At 61.9% G+C, this 23,782-nt stretch carries 24 protein-coding genes, 2 tRNA genes and 1 pseudogene; 21 read left to right on the top strand and 6 right to left on the bottom strand.

Translation table 11 applies throughout. From position 1 onward, the window contains the following. Window positions 1-256 precede the first annotated feature (256 nt). The 3 genes from BLQ01_RS19940 (at window position 257) to BLQ01_RS19930 (ending at window position 2,233) form a co-directional block, all read left to right on the top strand. The gene (locus BLQ01_RS19940; protein ID WP_254779552.1) at window positions 257-1,579 is read left to right on the top strand and encodes a hypothetical protein; all 1,323 of its coding nucleotides are present in this window, start codon (window positions 257-259) and stop codon (window positions 1,577-1,579) included. 58 nt (window positions 1,580-1,637) lie between these two features. Continuing rightward, complete coding sequence (gene rsfS, locus BLQ01_RS19935) at window positions 1,638-2,042, top strand: ribosome silencing factor (protein WP_091553904.1); 405 nt, start codon at window positions 1,638-1,640, stop codon at window positions 2,040-2,042. A 115-nt stretch (window positions 2,043-2,157) separates the two neighbouring features. After that, window positions 2,158-2,233 (top strand) — tRNA-Ala (locus BLQ01_RS19930). Between the two features lie 147 nt (window positions 2,234-2,380). Here the strand turns inward: BLQ01_RS19930 and BLQ01_RS19925 are convergent. Continuing rightward, on the bottom strand, window positions 2,381-2,971 hold the full coding sequence (locus BLQ01_RS19925; protein ID WP_091553901.1) for a ScbR family autoregulator-binding transcription factor: 591 nt from the start codon (window positions 2,969-2,971) through the stop codon (window positions 2,381-2,383). 389 nt (window positions 2,972-3,360) lie between these two features. Here BLQ01_RS19925 and BLQ01_RS19920 point away from each other — a divergent pair. Then, window positions 3,361-3,433 (top strand) — tRNA-Ala (locus tag BLQ01_RS19920). A 62-nt stretch (window positions 3,434-3,495) separates the two neighbouring features. Here the strand turns inward: BLQ01_RS19920 and BLQ01_RS19915 are convergent. Further along, window positions 3,496-3,873 carry a cupin domain-containing protein gene (locus tag BLQ01_RS19915; RefSeq protein WP_026548197.1) on the bottom strand — a complete coding sequence of 126 codons (378 nt, stop codon included), beginning with the start codon at window positions 3,871-3,873 and terminating at the stop codon, window positions 3,496-3,498. 187 nt (window positions 3,874-4,060) lie between these two features. On the opposite strand from BLQ01_RS19915, the gene BLQ01_RS19910 reads away from it, so the two are divergent. From BLQ01_RS19910 to BLQ01_RS19890, 5 genes are all read left to right on the top strand, one after another. Beyond that, window positions 4,061-5,206 (top strand): class I SAM-dependent methyltransferase, encoded by a 1,146-nt coding sequence (locus tag BLQ01_RS19910; RefSeq protein WP_254779548.1) that lies wholly within the window; start codon window positions 4,061-4,063, stop codon window positions 5,204-5,206. A gap of 224 nt (window positions 5,207-5,430) precedes the next feature. Continuing rightward, window positions 5,431-6,630 carry an ROK family protein gene (locus BLQ01_RS19905; protein ID WP_254779547.1) on the top strand — a complete coding sequence of 400 codons (1,200 nt, stop codon included), beginning with the start codon at window positions 5,431-5,433 and terminating at the stop codon, window positions 6,628-6,630. Between the two features lie 88 nt (window positions 6,631-6,718). After that, window positions 6,719-8,047 (top strand): extracellular solute-binding protein, encoded by a 1,329-nt coding sequence (locus BLQ01_RS19900; RefSeq protein WP_254779546.1) that lies wholly within the window; start codon window positions 6,719-6,721, stop codon window positions 8,045-8,047. Beyond that, a complete protein-coding gene (locus BLQ01_RS19895; RefSeq protein ID WP_091553897.1) occupies window positions 8,044-8,913 on the top strand; it encodes a carbohydrate ABC transporter permease in 870 nt (289 codons plus the stop codon). Before BLQ01_RS19900 ends, BLQ01_RS19895 begins: the two co-directional genes overlap by 4 nt. Further along, window positions 8,910-9,788, top strand: a complete 879-nt coding sequence (locus tag BLQ01_RS19890; protein WP_091553894.1) for a carbohydrate ABC transporter permease — start codon at window positions 8,910-8,912, stop codon at window positions 9,786-9,788. Before BLQ01_RS19895 ends, BLQ01_RS19890 begins: the two co-directional genes overlap by 4 nt. Before the next feature lie 38 nt (window positions 9,789-9,826). Here the strand turns inward: BLQ01_RS19890 and BLQ01_RS19885 are convergent, their stop codons facing one another. Further along, window positions 9,827-10,030: a hypothetical protein gene (locus BLQ01_RS19885; RefSeq protein WP_223943218.1), complete on the bottom strand. Its 204-nt coding sequence runs from the start codon at window positions 10,028-10,030 to the stop codon at window positions 9,827-9,829. 177 nt (window positions 10,031-10,207) lie between these two features. Here BLQ01_RS19885 and BLQ01_RS19880 point away from each other — a divergent pair, with 177 nt between their 5' ends. From BLQ01_RS19880 to BLQ01_RS19855, 6 genes are read left to right on the top strand one after another with little or no spacing between them, the layout of a single operon-like run. Further along, complete coding sequence (locus tag BLQ01_RS19880) at window positions 10,208-11,215, top strand: AAA family ATPase (RefSeq protein WP_026542420.1); 1,008 nt, start codon at window positions 10,208-10,210, stop codon at window positions 11,213-11,215. Between the two features lie 12 nt (window positions 11,216-11,227). Further along, on the top strand, window positions 11,228-12,157 hold the full coding sequence (locus BLQ01_RS19875) for a DUF58 domain-containing protein (protein WP_091553892.1): 930 nt from the start codon (window positions 11,228-11,230) through the stop codon (window positions 12,155-12,157). Next, window positions 12,147-12,608 carry a hypothetical protein gene (locus tag BLQ01_RS19870; RefSeq protein ID WP_091553994.1) on the top strand — a complete coding sequence of 154 codons (462 nt, stop codon included), beginning with the start codon at window positions 12,147-12,149 and terminating at the stop codon, window positions 12,606-12,608. Before BLQ01_RS19875 ends, BLQ01_RS19870 begins: the two co-directional genes overlap by 11 nt. Continuing rightward, window positions 12,599-13,579, top strand: a complete 981-nt coding sequence (locus BLQ01_RS19865; protein WP_091553889.1) for a vWA domain-containing protein — start codon at window positions 12,599-12,601, stop codon at window positions 13,577-13,579. The genes BLQ01_RS19870 and BLQ01_RS19865 overlap by 10 nt, the downstream gene beginning before the upstream one ends. Further along, the gene (locus tag BLQ01_RS19860) at window positions 13,576-14,580 is read left to right on the top strand and encodes a vWA domain-containing protein (protein WP_091553887.1); all 1,005 of its coding nucleotides are present in this window, start codon (window positions 13,576-13,578) and stop codon (window positions 14,578-14,580) included. The genes BLQ01_RS19865 and BLQ01_RS19860 overlap by 4 nt, the downstream gene beginning before the upstream one ends. Next, window positions 14,577-15,278 carry a hypothetical protein gene (locus BLQ01_RS19855; RefSeq protein ID WP_091553884.1) on the top strand — a complete coding sequence of 234 codons (702 nt, stop codon included), beginning with the start codon at window positions 14,577-14,579 and terminating at the stop codon, window positions 15,276-15,278. Before BLQ01_RS19860 ends, BLQ01_RS19855 begins: the two co-directional genes overlap by 4 nt. 98 nt (window positions 15,279-15,376) lie before the next feature. Here the strand turns inward: BLQ01_RS19855 and BLQ01_RS19850 are convergent, their stop codons facing one another. Together BLQ01_RS19850 and BLQ01_RS19845 are read right to left on the bottom strand one after the other, a co-directional pair. After that, window positions 15,377-15,880: a DUF2004 domain-containing protein gene (locus BLQ01_RS19850; RefSeq protein WP_026542426.1), complete on the bottom strand. Its 504-nt coding sequence runs from the start codon at window positions 15,878-15,880 to the stop codon at window positions 15,377-15,379. A gap of 50 nt (window positions 15,881-15,930) precedes the next feature. After that, entirely contained in the window at window positions 15,931-16,896 is a 966-nt protein-coding gene (locus BLQ01_RS19845; protein ID WP_026542427.1) for a LysR family transcriptional regulator, read from the bottom strand. A gap of 396 nt (window positions 16,897-17,292) precedes the next feature. Between BLQ01_RS19845 and nrdH the strand changes: the two genes are divergently transcribed. From nrdH to nrdF, 4 genes are all read left to right on the top strand, one after another. Next, window positions 17,293-17,535, top strand: coding sequence for a glutaredoxin-like protein NrdH (gene nrdH / locus BLQ01_RS19840; protein ID WP_011775022.1), 243 nt, complete (start codon window positions 17,293-17,295; stop codon window positions 17,533-17,535). A 63-nt stretch (window positions 17,536-17,598) separates the two neighbouring features. Beyond that, on the top strand, window positions 17,599-18,069 hold the full coding sequence (nrdI, locus tag BLQ01_RS19835; RefSeq protein WP_091553881.1) for a class Ib ribonucleoside-diphosphate reductase assembly flavoprotein NrdI: 471 nt from the start codon (window positions 17,599-17,601) through the stop codon (window positions 18,067-18,069). Window positions 18,070-18,080: 11 nt separating this feature from the next. Beyond that, complete coding sequence (nrdE, locus tag BLQ01_RS19830; RefSeq protein WP_272944995.1) at window positions 18,081-20,222, top strand: class 1b ribonucleoside-diphosphate reductase subunit alpha; 2,142 nt, start codon at window positions 18,081-18,083, stop codon at window positions 20,220-20,222. 123 nt (window positions 20,223-20,345) lie between these two features. Next, window positions 20,346-21,320: a class 1b ribonucleoside-diphosphate reductase subunit beta gene (nrdF, locus tag BLQ01_RS19825; protein ID WP_011775019.1), complete on the top strand. Its 975-nt coding sequence runs from the start codon at window positions 20,346-20,348 to the stop codon at window positions 21,318-21,320. A 67-nt stretch (window positions 21,321-21,387) separates the two neighbouring features. Here the strand turns inward: nrdF and BLQ01_RS19820 are convergent. Continuing rightward, window positions 21,388-22,799: pseudogene (locus BLQ01_RS19820) on the bottom strand (DUF222 domain-containing protein). 382 nt (window positions 22,800-23,181) lie between these two features. Here BLQ01_RS19820 and BLQ01_RS19815 point away from each other — a divergent pair. Together BLQ01_RS19815 and BLQ01_RS22740 are read left to right on the top strand one after the other, a co-directional pair. After that, a complete protein-coding gene (locus BLQ01_RS19815) occupies window positions 23,182-23,646 on the top strand; it encodes a dienelactone hydrolase family protein (protein WP_254779545.1) in 465 nt (154 codons plus the stop codon). Then, a complete protein-coding gene (locus BLQ01_RS22740; RefSeq protein WP_254779544.1) occupies window positions 23,643-23,774 on the top strand; it encodes a dienelactone hydrolase family protein in 132 nt (43 codons plus the stop codon). The genes BLQ01_RS19815 and BLQ01_RS22740 overlap by 4 nt, the downstream gene beginning before the upstream one ends. Window positions 23,775-23,782 lie beyond the last annotated feature (8 nt).

The raw sequence follows: 23,782 nt of genomic DNA, 5'->3' as shown, positions 1-23,782 counted from the left end.
GGCACAGCCAGAGGCATCAGCGCAGCAAGAGGCAACAGCGAAACAAGATGCAGCTGCCCAGTCAGCCCAGGCGAGCGGCGCTGCCCAGCCGAGCGGCGCTGCCCAGCCGAAGACGCCGGCTCAGCCGAGCGGCGCTGCCCAGCCGAAGACGCCGGCTCAGCCAAGCGGCCCAGCCCAGCCGAAGACGCCGGCAACGGCCGCCGGGGACCCGGTGTCGCCCGCCAAAACCAACACTGGTGACAGCACAGACCGTCCCGTGGCCCGCAATCGCCGGGCCGCTGATGGTCCCGTGGATGCAGTAGGAACCGCAGCGCAGGAGCGATCCTCGCAGGTCCGGGCACGTGACCGTGCAGCTCTGCGGACCATCAAGGAACTTGCGGACAAGGAAGAACAACTTTCCGGCGGCGGGCCTCCCACCCGGCGTCAGCTCCGACTTCAGCAGCTTCAGGCCGAGGTTGCTACGTCGATGAATCCAATCGTTCCAGCAGCGGGTTCAACGCAGGAAGCGGCCAAACCTGGTTCCCCGACGCCCGAGGCCGGAAAAGCTGACGCGCAGGCGGCCGGCAACCCCACGACAGCCAATGCCCAGCCTGGTTCAGTCCAGCCGGGTTTGTCCAAGCCCGACGCCGCCAAGCCCGACGCAGCCAAGCCCGACGCCGCCAAGACCTCGGCTCACCAGCCCGGTTCTGCCAAGCCCGACACCATCAGGGCGGAGGGTGCAAAGCCCGGTGCGGTACAGCAGGATTCTGCACAGCCCGGTCCGACCAAACCCGGTTCTGCACAGCCCGGTCCGTCCCAGCCTGAGGCCGTCAACGCCGGAGCCGCCCAGGGGCCACTCCAAGACAAAGCCCCTGAGGCCGCTGCGGAATCCGGGATGTCCGTCGAGCAGGCGCTGGCTGTCCGTGAATTGATTGCCGCGCAGGTCCAGAACCAGACGGCCAAGTTGGAGCACATTGCCGAGCAGGATCCGTTGGCTGTTGATCCAACGGTACTGGCGGAGCAGATTGCCTTGGCCGAGCGTGCGGCGGTCCTGAACAAACGTGCTGCAGCCAAGCAAAAGCTCGCCGATCAGAACCAGGCCGAGCAACAAAGGGCCGGGCAACAAAAGGCCGAGCACACCAAGTCTGGCCAGGCCAAGTCGCAGGCGGCCACTTCCGGTCCGTCCACCGCCAACAACCTTGCCATGGTGACTCCTTTGGAGTTCGTCAAGGTTCCTGGTGTTGAGCGCCCGGTCATGAAGCGTCCCAGCACCACCTTTGTGCCCCTGATTACCTCAGCAGGTCCAGCAGTGGACCAGCCGCAGGTCAAGAAGCCGGCTTCCCGGGGCCGTGCAGGAGTTCTTGCCCGTGCTGAAGCTGTTGCCAGGTCGGCCAGGAAAAAGCCTGTTGCCTCAGTAGAGCCCAGCGAAGACACGCAGCGACCACCAATTTCCGCCAGCACCGCTTACGGGCTGGATCCATTGGACGCCAATACGGCGGGACTGGCCAGGGCGCAGCGCAACAGGCTCCTGCAGTACGGTGTTTTGGCTTTGGGCCTGGTTGCGCTCATCGTCGGCATCATCATGATCACCAGCGGCTAGTTCCGCTTTATCCCGGCATACGCCACATCAAGGCCACAGGCCACAACAAGGAGTCCCCGTGTCTGCACATGAACAATCCATCACTCTCGCCCGCCACGCCGCGCGTGCCGCTGCCGATAAGCTTGCCGAGGACATCGTAGCCCTGGATGTCAGCGAGCGGTTGGCTCTTACCGACATCTTCCTGATTGCTTCTGCTCCTACGGAGCGCCAGGTCAATGCAATCGTGGATGGCATTGAGGAAGAACTTCTCAAGCAGGATCTTCGTCCCGTACGCCGCGAGGGTCGCTCGGAGGGCCGCTGGGTTCTGCTCGATTACGCAGACATCGTGATCCACGTCCAGCACGCTGAGGATCGGGTGTTCTACGCCTTGGAACGCCTCTGGAAGGACTGCCCTGTAGTTGACCTGGAGCTCGGTGACGACGCCTCGGCAAAGGCTGTTTCTGCGGAGGACTCCGAGCACTAGGGAATGACGGCAACCGAATATTCCCGATTTGGAATTTTCGGAAATGCTGTTCTAAGATATTTGAGTTGCTTCGGCGCGGATGGCTGAAATGTTGACCGCGAAGCAGCAAGAATATGGGGCTGTGGCGCAGCTGGTAGCGCACCTGCATGGCATGCAGGGGGTCAGGGGTTCGAGTCCCCTCAGCTCCACCATCAAGGGTCCTGCTTTCCTCAAGGAAGGCAGGACCCTTTTGCTGTCCCCGGAAGGTAGCTTTACGAACTGCCCCCGCGGCGCGAACTGCCCCGGCGGCGCGAACTGCCCCGGCGGACGAAGCAAGGCTCCGCCTTGGGCGCGGGTGATTACTTGTCGGCGCCTGACGCCAATGCCGGCAGCATGAAGCCCCACATCTGCTCGATTCTTGCCATGACATCGTCCCGCCCGGTGAGGACCTCGGAGACCATCTGGACTCCTGTAAAGGAGGAAACCAGGTAGCGGGAAAAGGCTGCAGCGTCCAGGTCGGCCCGGACATCGCCCTCCGCCTGGGCTTGGACCAGCAACTGCTCGGCCGTGGTGATCCAATCCTGGTAAGGGCCGGATACGTCAGCTTGGAAGGCGGAGGCCTCGAAGGTGAGTCGGATACCACCTTGCACAATGGGGACATCCAAAAGTTGCTGCCCGAACATTCTGCAGAGTCCGATGAGTTTTTCCAGGGCCGGGTTGTCGGAGGATGCAATGTCGGCGCCGGCAGCCTGTACCAAGGCGTGTTGCTCGTCGATCACGGCCAGGGCAAGGTCCCGTTTGGAAGTGAAGTGAAAGTAGAGTGCGCCTTTGGTCACGCCCGCACGTCTGGTGATGTCGGCCAGGCTGGCGTTTCCGTACCCGATGTCCGCAAACACCCGTGCCGCACCTTCGATGACTGCCAGGCGGGTGTCCTGTGCACGTTGCTGCATCGGCGGTGAGTGACCTTTCCAGTAATTGCGCGGGACGCGATGATCCGCGGGCATTGCCCGGGCGAAGTGCTGCGGGAACCCCATAACGCTATCATCGGCCCTACTTCCGTTCCCTCAATTAAACCGACTGAACGGTTTGGTTTCTGGAGGCATGGATCTTAGACTTCTTAGGGAGCGGGCTGTTTACAGCGCGCCCGACGGCAGCCCGTTTGGGGGAGGCGCGGTGGTTTCGTCCAGCGCGCCTTGGCTGCCGGACGCCACAATCAAGGGCCGTCATCAGTGTGAGGCGGTTCACTCGCAGGCGATTTCTCTTCTCGGGGGATTGTGGTTAGTATTGACGAGTTGCTTCGACGGGAAGAGAAAAACTTCGCCAAGGAGTGAACAAATCCGGGGCTGTGGCGCAGCTGGTAGCGCACCTGCATGGCATGCAGGGGGTCAGGGGTTCGAGTCCCCTCAGCTCCACTTCGGAAAAAGACCCCGCTCAATTGAGCGGGGTCTTTTTGCTTTGCCTGGAAGCAGCAGGTCTATTCAGGCCGCTTGGCGAATTCGGCACCGCTGACGAACTCGACACCCTGGAACGGCTGGTCGCCAACTACGTGGGCGTTGTGTCCCGGTGGGATCGAGTAGGAATCGCCGGCGGTGATACTGACCCGGCCGCCGTCGTCGGTTTCAACGTCCAGCGTGCCGGAAACGCAGAATCCCACATGGCTCAATTGGCAGGAATCGGTACCAACTATTGGTTTGATGCAGTCGGCCCAGTTCCAACCCGGTTCAAAGGTCATACGGCCGATTGTGTAGTCTCCCACCGTGACAAGATCCAGCACCGTCTTTTCCGGGCGCCGGGCTTCATCGGGAGAGTTGTGGGACTTTACTTCAAGGTTCGTGACAACATTGACACTCATGGCTTCTCGCAGGGGAGGGGGAGCCGGAATGGGGAATGGTCCCGGTGCCTGGCTCCTTGGCCACCGCGACGCGTGCCTGCCGCCGGTGTGATGGGTTCACCACGTGTGGGGACAACCAGGTGTTTGAGTGCTGCACTCTCAGGGTCCTCCCAAGCACTGGCAAAGTCGAGTCAAAAAGGCAACGAAAGTGAGAACCTGCATCGTGACGGCATTGGAATTGGACGCTGTTTTTGGCTCGTTGAGCAGGCTCCCTGACGTTGCGGCGGAGAACTTGCTTGCCTACGACGCCACGGATCGCCTTCTGTTGGAAACTGCGGCCGGAATGCTCGAGGACGGCTCGGAATTGGTAGTGGTGGGGGACCGTTACGGAGCCCTGACGCTGGGAGCCCTGGCCGGGCTCGGTGTCGGGCATGTCCGTGTCCACCAGGATCTGGCCACCGGAAGGCTCGCCTTGGAGCGCAACGCAGCCGCAACAGGTTTGGAAGGCCGCTTCACGCAGGACGGGTTGGATTCGGACTTGCTGGCCAACGCCGGACTGATCCTCGTCCAACTGCCGAAGTCACTGGCTGAACTGGAGGAAATTGCCGATGCCGTGGCACGCTTCGCAGCCAAGGATGCGGTGGTCTTGGCAGGTGGCCGGGTCAAGCACATGTCGATGGGTATGAACGCGGTCCTTGAGAAGTACTTCTCCTCCGTCCAACCCCAACTGGCCCGGCAGAAATCCAGGGTGCTCATTGCCCGGGACCCCAAAGATGCTCCGGACACGCCCCCTTTCCCCGTGGTGGAACCGCTGCCGGAGCTGGGAATCACGGTGTGCGCGCATGGTGCAGTCTTCTCCGGCGCGCGCCTTGACATCGGGACACGCTTCCTTCTGACGTACCTGGAGATGATGCCCTCAGCACGCCGCGTGGTGGACCTGGGGTGTGGCACCGGAATACTGGCCACCATGTATGCCCTGCGGCATGAAGAGGCCAACGTGCTGGCCACGGATCAATCCGCTGCTGCTGTTGCCTCGGCCCGCGGTACCGCCGATGCCAATGGGGTGGGGGAGCGGGTCGCTGTCCTGCACGATGACGCCATCTCCACGCTGGCGCCCGGCAGTGCGGACCTCATCCTGCTGAACCCGCCATTCCATGTCGGGGCCAGCGTCCATGCGGGAGCAGCCCTGAAGATGTTCGAGGCAGCCTCGCGGGTCCTGGCGCCGGGTGGCGAACTGTGGACCGTTTACAACAGCCACTTGCAGTACCGCGGCCAGTTGGAAAGGCTGATCGGGCCGACGTCGGAGGTTGGCCGCAACCCGAAGTTCACGGTGACGCGCAGCCTCAAATCCTGAGGCCACCGTCATCAAGCCACGGTCCGGGGAGCTGTCACATACAATTCAGGGGCATTGTTATCAAGCCCTGACCCGGGCGCCAGCGTGTGCTCGTATCCGCGGGGGCACGGGTATCGTACGATGCAGACACAGACTAAATTCGACGAAGTTTTTCCGAATGACGAGGGGCATCAGTGACTGAGATCCGGCAGCCGACACCGAGGCGCGGAACGAATCTACCCCGCATGGGGGACTTCAATCTGACCGTCATTCTGGAGGCGATCCGGCGCTCGGCGCAGGGACTCAGCCGCGTGGAGCTGGCGCAGATTGTTGGACTTTCCCCCCAAACCATTTCCAATATTTCCCGGCGCCTGCTGGATCAGCAGCTGATTGTCGAGGCAGGCAAGGAAGGTTCGGGCCCGGGCAAGCCGCGGACCATCCTGCGGTTGAACCCTGCCGGGATGTATGCCGTGGGCGTACATCTGGACCCTGCCGTGATCACTTTCGTAGTCCTTGACTTGTTGGGCAACGTTGTCCGGCATTCCCGGATGTCCACCCCTGGCGGGGACCCCGCCGACGTCATCACCAGTATCGCGGCGCAAATAAAGGTTCTGGTGGAAGAGTCGGGCGTAGATGCGTCCAAGATCGCCGGACTTGGCGTTGCCGTCCCCGGCCCCATAGATCTGGATGAAGGTTCCGTGGTGGAGCCGCCCCTGTTGACCAGGTGGAACCGGGTGCGTATCCGTGAAGCCCTGAGCGAGGCCACCGGTCTTGAGACCTTGGTGGACAAGGACGTCACCAGCGCGGCTGTGGCCGAGACCTGGGCAGGCGGCGCGAGCGGTGCCGGCAGCTTTGTCTTTATGTACATGGGTACGGGCATCGGTTGCGGAATTGTGCTCAACGACGAAGTGGTCCGTGGAACCTCCGGCAATGCCGGAGAGATCGGGCACATCGTGGTTGACCCTTCCGGCCCGTTGTGCGATTGCGGATTGCACGGTTGCGTCAAGTCATCCTGCATCCCCCAGGTCCTGGTGGCCGAGGCCGAAGCAGCCGGTGTCCTGGATGGTCGCCGCGAGGGCAGGGACGGACCCGAAGTCCAGGAGCGTTTCGCCGAGCTGTGTGACGAGGCTGACGCCGGGAACAAGAAAGCAATTGCCATCCTGGACAAGTCGGCCACCCTGGTGGCCCGTGCTGTGTCGGTGGTGACCAATACCTTGGATGTTGAGCGCGTGGTCTTTGGTGGTCCCTTCTGGGGCCGGATGGCGCCCTACTTCCTGGAGCGGGTGCCGGAATTGCTGGACAGGAACAATGCTGCCCGGATGATTCATGACCTCGAAGTTGTAGGAACCGGAGTGGGCGAGGATGTGGGCGCAATCGGCGCCGCGTGCCTCGTCCTGGAGCACATGCTGGCACCGCGTGCCCAGCGGCTCCTTCTGGAAGGCTGATTCAGTACTGCGTTTGACGGATTGGAGCACCATGGGCCGCCCGATGAAGTTAGCCGGTTTGAGGCATGTGGCGGGAAGGCTTGCCGCCATGGTTTCAATCGCCGCCGTGGTTGTTGCTGCAAGTTCCTGTTCACCCACGCCTGACGCGGCAGGGAATAAGACGCTGAAGATCGTCTATCAGAAGACGGATGCCTTTACTGCCCTCGACGCCGTCATGCAGGACGCCAAGAAGGAGTTTGAGGCCGCCAACTCCGGTGTGACGGTGGAGCTTCAGCCCATCCAGGCAAACGATGACGACTACGGTACCAAGCTCGCCTTGGCGCAGCGTTCAGCGGACACCGCGCCGGATGTCTTCTACGAGGACACCTTCAAGGTCCGTTCGGATGTCGACGCCGGATACCTCCTTAAGCTTGATCCCTACCTTGAAAAGTGGGATGACTGGTCCCTGTTCAACGATGCTGCCAAGGCCGCCGGCCGTGCAGATGACGGCAGTATTTACGCTGTGCCTCTGGGTACGGATACCAGAGCCATTTGGTACAACAAGAAAGTCCTCCAAAAGGCGGGTATTTCCTTGCCCTGGCAACCTAAGTCCTGGGAGGACGTCCTGACCATGGCCCGTGCGGTGAAGGCATCGGATCCGAACGCGATCGCCTTCAATATGTATGCGGGCAAAGGCACCGGCGAAGGTTCTGTCATGCAGGGGTTCTATGAGCTTCTGTATGGGACCGACAGCACTTTGTATGACGTGGATGCAAAGAAGTGGGTGGTCGGCTCGCAGGGATTTACGGACTCGCTGGCTTTCCTGAAGACCCTGTACGACGAGAAACTCGCAGTGAGTCCTGCCGAGGCCCTGGATGCCAACATCTGGAAGAAGGTCTTTGGCGAGTGGTTCCCCCAGGGCAAACTGGCAGCCACCGTGGAAGGTTCCTACGCGCCGTCGTTCTGGCAGAAGGGCGGCACCTACGAATGGGCCGGATATGAGCAGGACATGGGCGTCGCCATGTTCCCCACCCGTGATGGTCAGGAGCCCGGAGGCGTCAGTATGTCCGGTGGCTGGACGCTGGCAGTAGGTGCGAACAGCAAAAGCCCTGACCTCGCCTTCCAGTTCCTCACCACGGCGTTGAACAAGAAGAACGCCCTGGCCTATGACGTCAATAATTCACAGATTGCTGTCCGGACCGATGTTGCCGCAGAAGCTGATTATCTGGCTGCCAACCCCTTTGTGAAAGATGTTTCGGACCTGGTGGCAGTGACCCACTACCGGCCGGCCACTGCCGATTACCCGAAGATCTCCACTGCCGTCCAGGTGGCCACAGAGTCAGTGATCACTGGCAAGCAAAGCCCCGAGGACGCTGCGGCGGAATACGATGCCACAGTTCGCCGGCTTGTTGGTGAGGACAAGGTCCTGGAGAAATGAGCATGCGCCGCATCCTGCGGCTTCTGCCGGTGGTTCCCGCCATTTTGCTGCTGGTGGTCTTCCTGCTGGCTCCGGTGCTGTGGTCCTTTTACGCGTCCCTTACTGACGCCGCGTTGACGGGCAAAGCGGCGAGGGATCCCCAGTGGGTGGGCGCCGGGAATTATCTCCGGATGTTCGGCGACGACTCGTTTCCGCTTGCGACGTGGCTGACAGTGGTGTTCGTCGCCGCATCTGCGGTGCTGGGCCAGAACGTCCTGGGTTTGCTGATAGCGCTGCTGATGACGCGATCACACAGGTTGGTCTCTTCCTTGGTGGGTACAGCGGTGGTTTCAGCGTGGGTGCTCCCGGAAATCGTGGCGGCGTTTGCTGCTTATGCCTACTTCAACCGGGACGGAACATTGAACCAGATGATGGGCGTGGTGGGCATCGAGGGGCCGGATTGGCTGTATTCCTTTCCCCTGGTGGCGATCGTCCTGGCCAACACCTGGCGCGGCACGGCCTTCTCCATGCTGGTGTATCGGGCTGCGCTGGCCGATGTACCCAGGGACATTTCCGAAGCAGCCCTGATGGACGGCGCCCGTGGATGGCAAAGGCTCACCTTCATCACCCTGCCGTTGATCCGGAACAGCATCACCACCAACCTGATGTTGATCACGCTCCAAACGCTGGCAGTGTTCACGCTTATTTGGGTGATGACGGCGGGCGGCCCGGCCAATGCCAGTACTACGCTGCCTGTTCTGGCCTACCAGGAGGCGTTCAAGTTCGGCGACATCGGATATGGCACCGCCGTGGCCTCCGTGCTGATCCTGTTGGGTATGGTCTTCGGCGCCATTTACGTTCATCTGTTGCGGGAGCGGCGCCCATGACCACCCAAGGACTGCGAGCGCGCAGAACCAGTACAGGCACGACGACGGGTGGCGGCTCCCGTTCCCGGGCACGGCTTGGGGCGAATATCGCCTTGGTGCTGATCGGGGTGTGCTTCGTGGCGCCCCTTCTGTGGTTGCTGTTGGCTGCCGTCGATCCCCAGGCCGGCTACCGGACGAAGGTGCCGTCGTCGCCGTCGGGCGCCAATTTCAGCGCCGTGCTGACTCCGGAGCTGCTGTTCCAGCCGTTGGCCAACAGTTTTTGGTTGTCTGCCGGGACAGCTGCGGTGAACCTCGTGGCCGCGGTGCTTGCTGCGTATCCCTTGTCCAGGTACCAATCCCGGTTCAACAAGCCGTTCATGTATACGGTGCTGTTCGGTACCTCGTTGCCGGTGACAGCAATCATGGTTCCGGTGTACGGGCTATTTGTCCAACTTCATCTCTTGGATTCGATGCCGGCAACCATATTCTTCATGGCCACCACCACGCTGCCCATGGCGATCTGGATGACCAAGAACTTCATGGACTCGGTCCCTTTGGAGCTGGAGGAAGCGGCGTGGATGGACGGGGCATCGCCCATGACCGCGCTGCGCACCGTTGTCCTGCCACTGATGGGGCAAGGGCTCGGAGTGGTGTTCATTTTCGTCTTCATCCAGGCGTGGGGGAACTTCTTTGTTCCGTTCATCCTGTTGTTGTCGCCGGGCAAGCAGCCGGCGGCGGTATCCATCTTCAGCTTCTTTGGCCAGCATGGGGCGATCGCCTACGGCCAGTTGGCGGCGTTTTCGATCCTGTATTCGGTCCCGGTGCTGGTGCTCTACGCCCTTGTGTCACGGGGACTGGGTAACTCCTTTGCCCTGTCCGGGGCCATGAAGGGGTAGCGGGGCCATGAAGGGGTAGCTGGAGCCAAAGGGGTTAGTCAGTCGATGTCCTCCACGATCACACCGTAGGGGATGGATTCGTCCAGGTGTGCCTGGTGGCCGGTGGAGCCGGTGTTGTAGACGATCCTTACGCCGTGGCGTTCATCGGCGGCGGACTGGAGGAGGACGGGCCGTACTGCGTCAATGACGTGTTGGTCCTGGGCGGCGAGGTAGTTCTGGTAGGCGGCTGGTAGCTGATGCATGGCAAAAGGATAGACCTCGAAAGGCTGCATGGGGAGGGGTCCCCATTGCGGCCCTGAACAGGGAGGGCTTGGATAGAGTGGCCCATGCAGGGTCGCGCATCACGTACCAGGTACCGCGTACCAGGTACCGCGTGCCGGAACTGCCCGGGGATCAGAGAAGCCAGCGAGGGGACCAGAGTGCAACAGACCACAGCCACGGCCGGAATCGATGCACCGGACATGGCCCGTGCCCAGCAGCTGGTGGGGAGCATCGTGCGGAGTTTCGAGAACAAGGTGGTTGGCCAGTCCAGGCTTCGTGAGACCCTGGTCATCGGGTTGTTGACCGGCGGCCACGTCTTACTGGAAAGTGTTCCAGGCCTTGCCAAGACCACTGCCGCGCAGGCCATTGCGGAGTCCGTCAGTGCAGAGTTCCGCCGCATCCAGTGCACACCGGACCTGCTGCCCAGTGACATTGCGGGCACCCAGATTTTTGATGCGGCCAAGGGCACGTTCGTCACCCAGCTGGGCCCGGTCCATGCCAACATCGTCCTGCTGGATGAAATCAACAGGTCCAGTGCCAAGACGCAGAGCGCCATGCTGGAGGCCATGCAGGAACGGCAGACCTCCATCGGTGGTGAGTCCTATCCTTTGCCGCAGCCGTTCCTGGTGTTGGCAACACAGAACCCGATCGAGCAGGAGGGGACGTACAGGCTGCCCGAAGCCCAGATGGACCGCTTCATGCTTAAGGACGTCCTGGACTATCCAAGCCCGGCCGAGGAAGCCGAGGTCATCCGACGGATCGACGCCGGGGTGTTCGATGCCGGGCAGAAACCGCCGGCTGCTGCTTCCCTGGACGCCGTGGTCCAGGTCCAGGAACTCGTGAAGCGGGTTTACATCGACCCTGCCATCGTCAGGTACATCGTCGGCCTTGCCTATGTCACCCGCCATGCCTCCCAGTACCTGGAGCCCCGGCTGGCCAACCTGGTGGAGTTCGGCGCCAGCCCCAGGGCCAGCATTGCCTTCAGCCAGGCGGCACGGGCGCTGGCCCTGCTCAACGGCCGGGACCACGTGATTCCCGAGGACGTCAAGAGCCTTGCCCACCGCATTTTGCGTCACCGCATCATTCTGGGATTCGATGCCGTGGTGGAAGGTGTCCCGGTGGAGGCCGTCATTGATGCCGTCGTGGCGTCCGTCCAGACACCGTAGCGGGGACAACGAGTGCCCAGCCTGCTTCGCCGGGTCAAGTCGAAGATGTTCATCTTCGCCCACCGGCGGACCCTTACCCTGCTTGATGGCGAGTACGGCTCTGTCTTCAAAGGCCGCAGCCTGGACTTTGACGAGCTTCGGGCCTACGTGCCCGGAGATGAAGTCAGGGACATTGATTGGAAGGCCACCGCACGGCACGGCTCGCCCCTGGTCAAGCGGTATGTTGCGGTCCGCCGGCATTCAGTGCTGTTGCTGGTGGATACCGGCAGGACCATGGCCGCCCAGGCGTTGTCCGGTGAATCGAAGAAGGACCTCGCCGTTCATGCTGCCGGGGTCCTGGGCTATTTGGCGTGCCGTCACGGTGACGACGTCGGCCTGCTGCACGGCAATGGAACCACAAGCCGGTATGTCCCGCCGCGCAGCGGTGAGGAGAACCTGGAACGACTCCTGCGGGAGGTGGACTCGAGCATTTCGGACCAGGGGCCGGCCAGTTCCCTCGCGGAGCAACTGGACTACGTCCTGCGGTACCTCAAGGGACGCCTTCTCATTGTTGCCATCGCGGACGAGTTCATGCCAAACGCCCGCACTGAGAGCCTGATGCGCAGGCTTCGAGCCAGGCACGAAGTCCTCTGGCTCACCATCCGGGACGCGGACCTTGCGCCGGTGGCCGGCCACGAATCCCCGAACAGTACCGATGTGGGGACGGGACAGGTCATTCCAGCGCCCTTGGCCGGGGACCGCAAAATCCAGGCAGCCTACGAAGCTGCCATGGCCGAACGCGCAGAACGCCGCAGCTCCATCTTCCGCCGATTAGGCATAGCCGAGGAACAAGCCTCAGGCAGTGCCGACGTCCTGCCCGCTGTCTTCGCCCTCCTGGAAAAGCACCGCTCGGGTGCAGTGCCGTCCAAGCGAGCCGCCGGGGGTGTCGGCCGTGCAGGATGACGCCGGTTTCTACGCGCCACTTCAGTACCAGCCGCTCTGGTTCTGGGCCGGGTTGCTGATAGTGCTGTTGGTGGTTGCCTGGTACGGCTGGATCTTCCGCCCAGCCCGCCGTAAACCACCTGCAGGTGCGGAAATGCCACAGCCGGACCTGGACGCCTTGCGATCGGCGTGCCTCACGGCGATCGACGCCACCACGGAGGATGCCGACGCCGGACGCGTGCCACTGCGCGACGCCCACCAAAGACTCAGCTTCCTCGTGCGGGAGTTCGCCGGCGCGGCCACAGGCCTGCCCGTCACCTCCATGACGTTGGAGGAGCTGCGCCACCAAGGGCTTGATCGACTGGCCGAAGGGATAGCAGGAATCTATCCCAACGAATTCGCCCGTGTCCCGGTCCACCCCGTACAGCACTCAGCAGCGGTTGCACGGCAGGTGGTGTCCGGATGGAATTGAGCTACTGGTGGATGCTTCCCCTTGCCGCCGCAGCGGTGGTTATCAGCGCCTGGCTGTACCATCGTCGTCGTACTCCACAAACCCGGCCCATCGCACACGGTGACCGGCTGACGGCCCTCCCTGAGTATCAGGACGCGCTCCGCAGGCACAGGAGGCGGCTGCTGTGTGCAGTCATACTCGGAGCGGTATTCCTCGGCGCCACGGCTACAGCGGCCGCGAGACCCCTCACGCGCACCACCGAGGTTCCGGAAATCCGGAACAGGGACATCGTGCTCTGCCTGGACGTGTCCGGATCCATGACCAGCACCGACGCCGCAATCGCCAAGGTCTTCCAGGAACTCGCCAAGGAATTCGACGGCGAGAGGATCGGCATGGTGATCTTCGACAGCAGCAGCGTCCAACTCTTTCCCCTCACGGACGACTACGACTACGCAGCCCAGCAACTTTCCGAAGCGCGGGAAGCCCTGGACAGCGGGGCAGGATCCTTCTTCGACGGCACCTGGAACGGCGCCGGTTCTTCCTTGATCGGAGACGGCCTCGCCTCCTGTGTGCAGAGCTTCCCCGAGGACACAGCCTCCGCCGACCCCCAGCGCTCACGCTCAGTAGTGCTCGCCACTGACAACTTCCTCTCCGGCGAACCGATCTTCACCCTGGACGAAGCGGCAGCCCTGGCCGTCGCCAAAAACGTGAAGGTCTACGCGATGAACCCGAACGACCTCGACTACGGCAAGCAAGCCGACGAACCCGGGACCCAACTGCGGGCCGCAGCCGAGCGAACAGAGGGCGCCTACTACACCGTAGACAGCGCTGATGCCGTGGCCGGCATTGTCGGCAAAGTCCAGGAATCCGAGGCCACAAGCTACCTTGCAGCTCCGGAGGCAGTAGTGGCCGACGCTCCCGCCTGGCCCCTCGGCATTGCACTGCTCGCAGGAACAGGCATGCTGGTGCTCGGCAGGCGGATGGAACAATGACCTTTTCACCGATCATCCCGTGGCCACTGCTGGTACTGGCGCTCGCCGTCGTATCGGTGTTCACACTGCTGCCCTTGGTGCGGGGGCGCCGGGGACCGAAGCAAGCAGCGCGGAACCTGAAACCGGCCGCCTTGCAGGGTGCCGCCGTCGTCCTCCTGCTCCTTGCCCTGCTCCGACCGGGCTGGCCCGGGGGACAGGCCAACACTGCCACAGCGGAGATGGACGTGTTCTTCGTGGTGGACACCAGCACCAGCATGGCCGCCGAAGACTACAACGGCTCCGCTACCCGTCTCAGCGGTGCCCAGCGCGACGTCATGGCAATCGCCACAGAGCTCGCCGGCGCCAAATTCTCGCTCATCACCTTCGACAACACAGCCACTGTCCGCATGCCCCTCACCCGTGACGCCACGGCGCTCCGGACCGCCATGACCACGCTCCAACCCCAAAACGCCCGCTACGCAAAAGGCAGCAGCGTCACCGGTGCAGCACAACTGCTCAAGGAGCGGCTCGCTGCCGCAAAGGAGCAACACTCCGGACGGCCCGCCCTGGTCTTCTACGCCGGCGACGGCGAAAACACCAGCACCGAACGGCCACCGGCCATGGACGCAGCCAACGTAGCAGGGGGAGCAGTGCTCGGGTACGGCACCCCCCAAGGCGGCCGCATGAAGGAAAGCCCGGACGCCGACGCCGGCTATCTCAAGGACCGCAGCTCCGACACCGCACAGGATGCCGTTTCCCGCATCGACGAAGAGCAGCTTCACTCCATTGCCGAACAGCTCCACGTCCCCTATGCACACCGAACCGGCACTGAGCCTGCATCCGACATGCTCGGCAAAGCCCAGCCAAGTGCCCTGACCGTGACTGAGGCAGACACTCCCGGACGCGTGGAGCTCTACTGGCTGCTCGCCCTGGCGGCCTTCCTGCTGGCACTGCATGAACCGCTGCGCCATCTGGCCGCCCTCCTGAACCTCCGCCCCGCACCAAAGGAGCGAACCCGGTGAACAACAATCGACGACGCCGCCGCCGGCTTGCGCTGTGGTCCGCCCCACCGGCCCTCTTGGCGCTCGCAGTTTCGGCGAAATTGCTGAGCCTGGGCGCCTTGGGCGATGCAGCGGCCGAGTCCTATGCCGCCGGCCAGGGGAGCAGCGTGGAGAAAGCGGCAGAATGGCTCCAGGTCGCGAACCTCGTGGAGCCGCATAAGGCGTTGTTCGCTTCGGGGGACGCCCAGGTGCTGGCAGGTGACTTCGCTGCTGCACGGGCTGATTTTGAGGCTGCGTTGCGCGCGGGGCCGGGTGACGACGAATGCAAAGTCCGGGTCAACCTGGTGCTCAGCATCGAGAAATTGGGAGACGCTGCCGGCGAGGGCGATGCTGCAGCCCGGCAGTTTGCCGAAGGGCTTGCAGCTGCGAACGCATCGCCGCCGCAATGCCATGCTGATGGTCCCGCGAACGCCGCAGGGGAGGGCGCCGCCCTTGATGCGGCTGGGGAGCGGCTCAGTGCGAAAATCGCCGAGGGCCAGTCGCGCAATGGCGGACCCCAGCAGCCCTCCGGCGAATCGCCGTCCGCTCCTGCACAGGAACAACTCAAACAGCTGGAGCAGAGTTCGCAGCAGGCCCAACGCGAGCGCTCTGAAGGGCAGGAACGCGGAGAATATCTGAGAAGCCCTGACGACGGTCCGCGCGTTGACAGGCCCTGGTGAACGTTTCAGCGACTTCATTCCGTGCGGCCACCTGCGGCGCGGCGGCCGGTTACCAACAAGGTGACCGGCCGCCGTCGTACGTTTTTAATCGCTGCTTGCTACTCCCAGAGGATTTCGTCGTCCACCACGCCGTCCTCGTCCGCTGCGACCACCAGGAGTTCGTCGGTGAAGCGTGATCCGAGCGTGAAGTCCAGGACGAAATAGCGTTCCGGCTGTCCGGGGTAGATGGCGACGTGGCCGAGCTTGAGTGCTTTCAAGAACACATCGTTGGTGAGCTGGCCCTTGTCCCGGACGCCGAAGACCGATTCCAGCTGCTCGTCCTTTAGCTGTGAGCTGTGGAAATGCAGGAACTGTTGGGGGTTGGTGCCGTCTTGGTCGAGCTCGTCGGCGATCATTTCCCTGACTTGGTCCACCAACTCGGGCAGGAAGCGCAAGCGGTAGTCCACCTTGCGCATGGCGGCCTCGTCAAAGTGGTCGTGCGCAGTGACATTGAGGTCCAGCTCCAGTTGGTTGCCGGCGAGCTCGTGCCTCGCGACGAAGCAATGTTCACTCCCGTGGTTGAGCTCAATCTCCCCAAAATGCTTGCTCGCTACCTTGCCCATGTGATCAATCTAACCCCATCAACCTACTGGTTCCAGCACTTGGGGATATTTCACCTACGCCGTTGCGGACCCTTGACAGGCGCGGTTTTCAGGGGGTGAAGTCCGCTCTTGCCGGAGGTGTCCCTGAGGGTGTCGGCCAGCAGCTGTGTGAACAACTGCACTTGGGCGGTCCGCTTTTCGTTGATGAGCAGGGCAAAGACGTTTCGTGCCAATCGGATGTCCGGAACATCGAGGACCACGACGCCGGATGGCCGGTTCCGGAGCGCCAGCTCTGGTACCAGCGAGGCACCCAGCCCGGCGGCCGTCATTTCCAAACTGGCATGGAAGTCGTCACTGTAGGCCACCACGCGGGGGTGGAGGTTGCAGCTGGCGAACAGGCGCTCGATCACCAGCGCGTCACTGGTGCCTGGGTGGTGGACGATCCACGGCATATCGGACAAGTGTGCTGCCTCGATTTCGGCGTCCTCCCGGATTTTCCATGAGGCCGGCAGCACCACCCGGAAGTCGTCGTCGCCGATCCATTGCCGTTCCAGGGAGTGCGGCCACGCCAGGCCGGACTGTCCTACTTGGTACACCAGTGCTACATCCAGTTCGCCGCCGCTGCGCAGTCCCTGGATGGTTTGGGCCGGCTCAGCAACGGAGACGCGCAATTCAATGCCCAACCCGTTCCACCGTTCGTTCCGCAGGATCTCCGGCAGTACGTAGGTGGCAAGGCTCGGGAAGATGCCCAGCCTCAGTTCCTGGGCGGGGGAGTCGTTGGTTCGCGAGGCCGCTGCCATAAGGGCTTCGACGTCGGTCAGTACCTTCGAGGCGTGCCGGGTCATGGTCACGGCCGCCTCCGTAGGGACAACGCTGCGGGCCGAGCGTTGGAAGAGTTCGACGCCGGTATCGCGTTCCAGCGCGGCCATCTGTTGGGAGACTGCCGAGGCTGTGTAGCCAAGCTGGGCGGCGGCGGCAGCGAACGAACCCAAACGGGTTACTTCCATCAGCGTCCGGAGGTGGTGGAGATTGACCATCAGCAGATTTTAGCTGTTCGCCACGCCACATTTTCAAAGTGTCACGACACGCCGTATCCCGGCGACACGCTGGAGATTAAATGTGACTAAGTAGTCCACAGGGTGTGGATGACATCTCTCAATTTGGCGTAATCACGGACATTTTGAGGGCCCTTGCCTGTGGACGAGCGGTGGATTGAATGACATACTTGTAATACATCATCTTGGGGTTCCAGTTCTGCTCTTGCACTACATGTAGTATCGATTTACGGATTGAGCGGGAAAGCAGCCCAAGCCAAAATCAGAGCGTGTTGGCTGTCACGGCAGCCCGCGGGCCGGTATCGGATTCAGTAGTTAGTTCCGGTTGAGCCCGCCAGATACGAAGAGCGACAGACTTCAACTAAGGGGACAGGGATCATGACCGTAACGGTTTACACGAAGCCGGCCTGTGTTCAGTGCAACGCAACCTACCGGGCACTCGACAAGAAGGGCATTGCCTACCAGAGTGTCGACATTTCCCAGGATGCCGAGGCACTTGAGCGCCTCAAGGCACTGGGCTACATGCAGGCTCCGGTTGTCGTGACCGAGCAGGACCACTGGTCTGGTTTCCGCCCGGACAAGATCGAGGAACTGGCCCAGGCCGTTTCCTCCGTGGCCTAAGTTTCCATTCAAACTTCGCCACCACAGCACACTAAGAATTCCTCTGTAGACGAGGTGACTCCCATGGCAACGCTGACAGCGGCAACCGTACGCAATGCGACGGAAGCTGTCACTACGAGGAGTCACCTCATCTACTTTTCCTCGACCTCCGAGAACACCAAACGATTCGTCCGGAAGCTGGGCAGGGATGCGGCTCGTATCCCCTTGTACGCCCAGGACGCTCCTCTTCTGGCACTTGAACCTTTCGTTCTTGTCCTGCCCACTTACGGCGGAACGAACGGGGAGGGTTCCGTGCCGAAGCAGGTCATCAGATTCCTGAACGATCCCAGGAACAGGAAACTGATCCGCGGTGTTATCGGAGCAGGGAACACGAACTTCGCGGACAACTACTGCGCGGCCGGGGACATCATCTCCGTCAAGTGCAAGGTGCCGCATCTTTATCGGTTCGAACTTATGGGAACACCCGAAGACGTAGACCGAGTGAATCAAGGATTGGAAGAGTTTTGGACACAACTGTCGCAGAAACAGAAGTAACCGGGAGCGCTGTGGACACGGCCAAGAAGCCCCTGCCTGAGGCTTATAAGGGCTTGGGTTATCACGAGCTCAACGCCATGCTGAATCTGTACGGACCGAACGGCGAAATCCAGTTCGAAGCCGACCGTGAAGCAGCGCACCAGTACTTCCTGCAGCACGTGAACAACAACACGGTGTTCTTCCATGACCTGGAAGAGAAGCTCGACTACCTGGTGAAGAACCAGTACTACGAGCGCGAAACGCTCGACCAGTACACCATGAACTTCATCCGCGACCTCTTCAACCGCGCCTACAAGAAGAAGTTCCGCTTCGAGACCTTCCTTGGTGCCTTCAAGTTCTACACGTCCTACACACTGAAGACGTTTGACGGCAAGCGCTTCCTGGAGCGCTACGAAGACCGTGTCTGCATGGTTGCCCTGCACCTGGCCCGCGGCAACGAGGACCTGGCCAACCGCCTCGTCGATGAAATCATTGACGGCCGCTTCCAGCCGGCAACCCCCACGTTCCTCAATGCCGGCAAGGCCCAGCGCGGCGAGCTCGTCTCCTGCTTCCTGCTCCGCATCGAAGACAACATGGAGTCGATCGCCCGCGCCATCAACTCCGCCCTTCAGCTCTCCAAGCGTGGCGGCGGTGTAGCCCTCTCGCTCACCAACATCCGCGAGCACGGTGCCCCGATCAAGCAGATCGAAAACCAGTCCTCCGGCGTGATCCCCGTGATGAAGCTCCTCGAAGACAGCTTCTCCTACGCCAACCAGCTCGGTGCCCGCCAGGGTGCAGGTGCCGTCTACCTGCACGCCCACCACCCGGACATCCACCGCTTCCTGGACACCAAGCGCGAGAACGCTGATGAGAAGATCCGCATTAAGACCCTCTCCTTGGGTGTTGTGGTTCCCGACATCACGTTCGAGCTCGCCAAGAAGAACGAGGACATGTACCTCTTCTCGCCGTACGACGTCGAGAAGGTCTACGGTGTTCCGTTCTCCGATATTTCGGTGACCGAGAAGTACTACGAGATGGTTGATGATTCCCGGATCAAGAAGACCAAGATCAGCGCCCGTGAGTTCTTCCAGACCCTCGCGGAGATCCAGTTCGAGTCCGGCTACCCGTACATCATGTTCGAGGACACCGTGAACCGGGCCAACCCGATCGACGGCAAGATCACCATGAGCAACCTGTGCTCGGAGATCCTGCAGGTTTCCTCGCCGTCCATCTACGCCGAGGACCTCAGCTACGAGACCGTCGGCAAGGACATTTCCTGCAACCTCGGTTCCATGAACATCGCCAAGACCATGGATTCGCCGGACTTCGGACTCTCTATCGAGACGTCCATCCGCGCCCTCAGCGCTGTGTCCGACATGTCCTACATCAACTCAGTTCCGTCCATCGCGCAGGGCAACGCCCAGAGCCACGCGATCGGCCTGGGCCAGATGAACCTCCACGGCTACCTTGCCCGCGAGCACGTCCACTACGGTTCCGAAGAGGGCCTGGACTTCACCAACATCTACTTCTACACGGTGCTGTTCCACGCCCTGCGTGCTTCAAACCGCCTGGCCATCGAGACCGGCCAGAAGTTCGGCGGCTTCGAGAAGTCCACCTACGCATCCGGTGAGTTCTTCGACAAGTACACAGAGCAGGAATGGGCTCCGGAGACGGACCGCGTCAAGGAACTCTTTGCCGGCCACCACATCCCCACCCAGGATGACTGGCGCGAGCTGAAGGCCTCTGTCATGGAGCACGGTATCTACAACCAGAACCTCCAGGCCGTTCCGCCTACCGGTTCCATCAGCTACATCAACAACTCCACGTCCTCCATCCACCCGGTGGCCGCCAAGATCGAAATCCGCAAGGAAGGCAAGATCGGCCGCGTCTACTACCCGGCTCCGTACCTGACCAACGACAACCTGGAGTATTACCAGGATGCCTACGAAATCGGCTACGAGAAGATCATCGACACCTACGCCGCTGCTACGCAGCACGTGGACCAGGGCCTGTCCCTGACGCTGTTCTTCAAGGACACCGCCACCACGCGCGATATCAACAAGGCGCAGATCTACGCATGGCGCAAGGGCATCAAGACCCTCTACTACATCCGTCTCCGCCAGCTCGCGCTGGAAGGGACTGAGGTTGAGGGCTGCGTTTCCTGCATGCTCTAGTCAACCGTTATCGGCTGACTCTCGGCGGCCTCGGCTGCACCCAAAACTAAAGATTACGACGGCGGGCCACCACCCGCCGTCGTAGGCTTATCTCAAGAAAAACCATCGCTTAAAGGGGATGAAATGACCGAAAAGGTCAAGCTGCTGACACACGTCGAGGCCATCAACTGGAACAAGATCCAGGACGACAAGGACGTGGAAGTCTGGAACCGGCTGGTCAACAACTTCTGGCTCCCGGAGAAGGTGCCGCTGTCCAACGACGTCCAGTCGTGGCATACCCTGACGCCGGATGAGCAGCAGCTCACCATGCGCGTTTTCACCGGCCTGACGCTCCTGGACACGATCCAGGGCACGGTCGGCGCTGTCTCGCTGATCCCGGATGCGATCACGCCGCACGAAGAAGCTGTGTACACCAACATCGCCTTCATGGAGTCGGTGCACGCCAAGTCGTACTCGTCCATTTTCTCCACCTTGTGCTCCACCAAGGAGATTGACGACGCTTTCCGCTGGTCCCTCGAGAACGAGAACTTGCAGAAGAAGGCCCAGATCGTCATGGACTACTACCAGGGCGACGATCCCCTGAAGCGCAAGGTGGCCTCCACCCTGCTGGAGAGCTTCCTGTTCTACTCGGGCTTCTACCTGCCCATGTACTGGTCCTCGCGCGCCAAGCTTACGAACACGGCTGACCTCATTCGCCTCATCATCCGCGACGAGGCCGTGCACGGTTACTACATCGGTTACAAATTCCAGAAGGGCTTGGAGAAGGTTTCCGAGGCCCGCAAGCAGGAAATCAAGGACTACACCTTCGAGCTCCTCTTCGAGCTCTACGAAAACGAAGTCCAGTACACGCACGATCTCTATGACGGAGTCGGCCTGGCCGAGGACGTCAAAAAGTTCCTGCACTACAACGCCAACAAGGCCCTCATGAACCTCGGCTACGAGGCCATGTTCCCGGCTTCCGTCACCGACGTGAACCCGGCCATCCTGTCGGCCCTGTCCCCGAACGCCGACGAGAACCACGACTTCTTCTCGGGCTCGGGCTCCTCCTACGTGATTGGCAAGGCTGTCAACACGGAGGATGAGGACTGGGAGTTCTAAGTCGTCTATTAGTCGACCACCAAGAGGCGGGCAGCGAGCAATCGCTGCCCGCCTTTTTCCTGTCTGGTCATGTTCTGGAGGGTCGGTGTCCGGGTAGTGGTGGGGCTTTGGATTGGTAGGTGTGTCCGGTGGGGGTGCTGATGCTCAGGGTGTGGGTGTCTTCGGGTAGGGGTGTGGCGGCCCAGCCGGGGTTTTCTTTGGTGTGGTTGCATGCTTCGCAGAGCCCTGCTGCGTTGTCCAGGGTGGTGGCCCCGCCGGAGTGCCACGGTACGACGTGATCGATGTGCCGGATGGGCGCGTCGCAGTACGGTGTCCTGCAGGTATGGTCGCGGGCTTCGATGAATCGCCGGTGCCGGTGCGGGAAGAGCCTGGCTTTGGAGTCCATGGCCAGCAGCTCACCGCTTTCGGGCGCGGTGTAGAGCCGTCGGAGCCAGACCTTGAATTCCTGGTCTTGTTCGGGTGCCGGCTGTAGGTCCTGTGCTGGGGCACCTCGTGCTGGTTGCCGGTCCTGACCGGATGTTGACCGGATGCCCGGCGGTGATCCGTGGCCTGTCGGGCTGTCTGGGGCTGGTGTTGGTGTCTCCGCCCACCGTGATCGGTAGCTTGTCGGCTGAACCGGCTGTTCGGGGTGGGTTGCTGCGGCACCTCGTGCTGGTTGCCGGCCCTGTTCGGGTGGTTGTTTTCCTCGTGCTGGCGTCTCTTCTGCTGCGCCGATCAGGGTTCTTGCCCAGGGTGCGGGGACGATGCCGTAGCCGTGGAGCCGGGCGGGTTCGGAATCGCTTTGGAACAGGGTGCGGTCGGTCATGACGACTTGGAGTTCAACCCCGGAGATCCCGCCGGGGGTGCCGGTGGTCCGTTCAACGAGGGTGTCGGCCATGACTTGGCCGCGGGTCCTGGGGTCACCGCTGGACCGGGCAGAGTCAGCGGTCCGGGTCAGTGCCGCGTACACGGCCACGCCCTGGCCGACCGGAAGCAGCGCGGTCAGGTACGTCATGGTGTCCGGTGCCGGGCGCAGGCTGACGGTTCGTTCCGTCGCGGCGTGGCTGGCGCGTTGGGCCACGGACCGTGGGTCACGGCGGTACGCGGCAGCTTTCGCGGCGGCGATGATGGCTTTGTCTCCGGCGCCGTCGAAGGTTCCGGTGTCGGGGCGAGTTCGGCGTCCACCGCGGCCCGGTCTTCCACGGACAGGCAGGCTGTTTCCTTGACCAGCAGCGTGGCCCGCCACTCGTTGAGCAGGCCTTTGTTCAACGCCGCCAGGGTTCGAGGCATCTCCGTGACCAGGGCTTTGGCGAGGCCCAGCAACCGTGAGCCGCGGTTCGGTGATTCCCGACGCGCCAGCGCTACCTGCGCACCGACACCCTTGCCGCGTTCGGCCGCAGGTACTCCTGCTTCGGCCTGTTCAGCGCGTTGGGCCAGATCAAAGGCCACGGCAATCTGGGCCTGCAGACCGGAGATGGCCGACTTCATCTCCTCCAGCATCCGCAATTGAGCAATCAGGTCACCGCTGATGGTCCCGGCCTGCGCCACACCCCGGGACAAGGGCTGCGCTACACCACGGGACAAAGAAACAGCAGGCACAGCAGACACCGTTGCTTGTGCTTGCCTTTCCCCGATCTGCTTCATGCTCCAACTCTCGCAGGAGGCACTGACATTATTAGACCGCCTGACTGGCCGGGTGAGTTCGGTTCCCACGTTGATTTCCCGCAACCAGCATTGAACTACCTCAAGCACCCTCCAGCAACGAGACGCACCCTAAAAGCAGGACTACGGGACCTCGCCTCCAGTTGTCGAGCCAGCTGTCCCGCCCTTGTCCGCATCTCCATATCAGAGGAAGATCTTCGTCACAGCCGGGAGGTTTGCCATGGTGCAGCTGGAGAAGTTTGAAAAGTACTTGATTGAAGAGTTCTACGATGACTTTCGCACCGGTGAGATGTCCCACAAGACGTTCACCAGACGGGTCGCGTTCATAATAGGGGAGTATGACCGCGTCTGCGGCGGCCATGACCCTGGTGGGCTGTACACCGGACGAGGCGCCCGGCGGCATGTGGACGATTTCAAGGGCGCCTTCGAGTACCTCAATGGTCAGGACTTTGTCGAAGAGGGCCGCGTCGCCATGATCGGGTTCTGCTTCGGGGGCGGCATCACCTGGCAGGCAAGCACCGAGATCCAAGGACTCAAAGCAACATCCGCCTTCTACGGTCCCGCACCAGATCCGGCGGACGTCCCCACCATCAAGCCGGCGGTATTCGGCGTCTACGCGGAGAACGACGCACGAATCACCGGGGCCATGCCGCAATTCCAGGAAGCGCTGGAAAGACCAGCGTGAAGCACCAGCTCAAGGTGTACCCCGGAGCGGACCACGCATTCCACAACGACACCAGTGAGCGCTACGTGGAGGCGCAAGCGACGGCAGCCTGGAATGACACCCTGGCGTGGTTCAAGGACAACGTTTAAGCGGACCT

The sequence above is a fragment of the Arthrobacter sp. UNCCL28 genome (assembly GCF_900102805.1).
In the GTDB taxonomy this organism is placed as follows: domain Bacteria; phylum Actinomycetota; class Actinomycetes; order Actinomycetales; family Micrococcaceae; genus Arthrobacter; species Arthrobacter nicotinovorans_A.
This window is presented reverse-complemented; position numbering and strand designations above follow the sequence as displayed.

Excerpts from the sequence above, each read along its gene's own strand:
- BLQ01_RS19895 (WP_091553897.1), top strand. The coding sequence starts at position 8,044 with ATGAGCATGCGCCGCATCCTGCGGCTTCTGCCGGTGGTTCCCGCCATT.
- BLQ01_RS19905 (WP_254779547.1), top strand. The coding sequence starts at position 5,431 with ATGGGGGACTTCAATCTGACCGTCATTCTGGAGGCGATCCGGCGCTCG.
- BLQ01_RS19845 (WP_026542427.1), bottom strand. The coding sequence starts at position 16,896 with ATGGTCAATCTCCACCACCTCCGGACGCTGATGGAAGTAACCCGTTTG.
- nrdF (WP_011775019.1), top strand. The coding sequence starts at position 20,346 with ATGACCGAAAAGGTCAAGCTGCTGACACACGTCGAGGCCATCAACTGG.
- BLQ01_RS19890 (WP_091553894.1), top strand. The coding sequence starts at position 8,910 with ATGACCACCCAAGGACTGCGAGCGCGCAGAACCAGTACAGGCACGACG.
- BLQ01_RS19925 (WP_091553901.1), bottom strand. The coding sequence starts at position 2,971 with ATGCAGCAACGTGCACAGGACACCCGCCTGGCAGTCATCGAAGGTGCG.
- BLQ01_RS19885 (WP_223943218.1), bottom strand. The coding sequence starts at position 10,030 with ATGCATCAGCTACCAGCCGCCTACCAGAACTACCTCGCCGCCCAGGAC.
- BLQ01_RS19900 (WP_254779546.1), top strand. The coding sequence starts at position 6,719 with ATGGTTTCAATCGCCGCCGTGGTTGTTGCTGCAAGTTCCTGTTCACCC.
- BLQ01_RS19860 (WP_091553887.1), top strand. The coding sequence starts at position 13,576 with ATGACCTTTTCACCGATCATCCCGTGGCCACTGCTGGTACTGGCGCTC.
- BLQ01_RS19850 (WP_026542426.1), bottom strand. The coding sequence starts at position 15,880 with ATGGGCAAGGTAGCGAGCAAGCATTTTGGGGAGATTGAGCTCAACCAC.
- BLQ01_RS19915 (WP_026548197.1), bottom strand. The coding sequence starts at position 3,873 with ATGAGTGTCAATGTTGTCACGAACCTTGAAGTAAAGTCCCACAACTCT.
- BLQ01_RS19865 (WP_091553889.1), top strand. The coding sequence starts at position 12,599 with ATGGAATTGAGCTACTGGTGGATGCTTCCCCTTGCCGCCGCAGCGGTG.
- BLQ01_RS19815 (WP_254779545.1), top strand. The coding sequence starts at position 23,182 with ATGGTGCAGCTGGAGAAGTTTGAAAAGTACTTGATTGAAGAGTTCTAC.
- nrdI (WP_091553881.1), top strand. The coding sequence starts at position 17,599 with ATGGCAACGCTGACAGCGGCAACCGTACGCAATGCGACGGAAGCTGTC.
- nrdH (WP_011775022.1), top strand. The coding sequence starts at position 17,293 with ATGACCGTAACGGTTTACACGAAGCCGGCCTGTGTTCAGTGCAACGCA.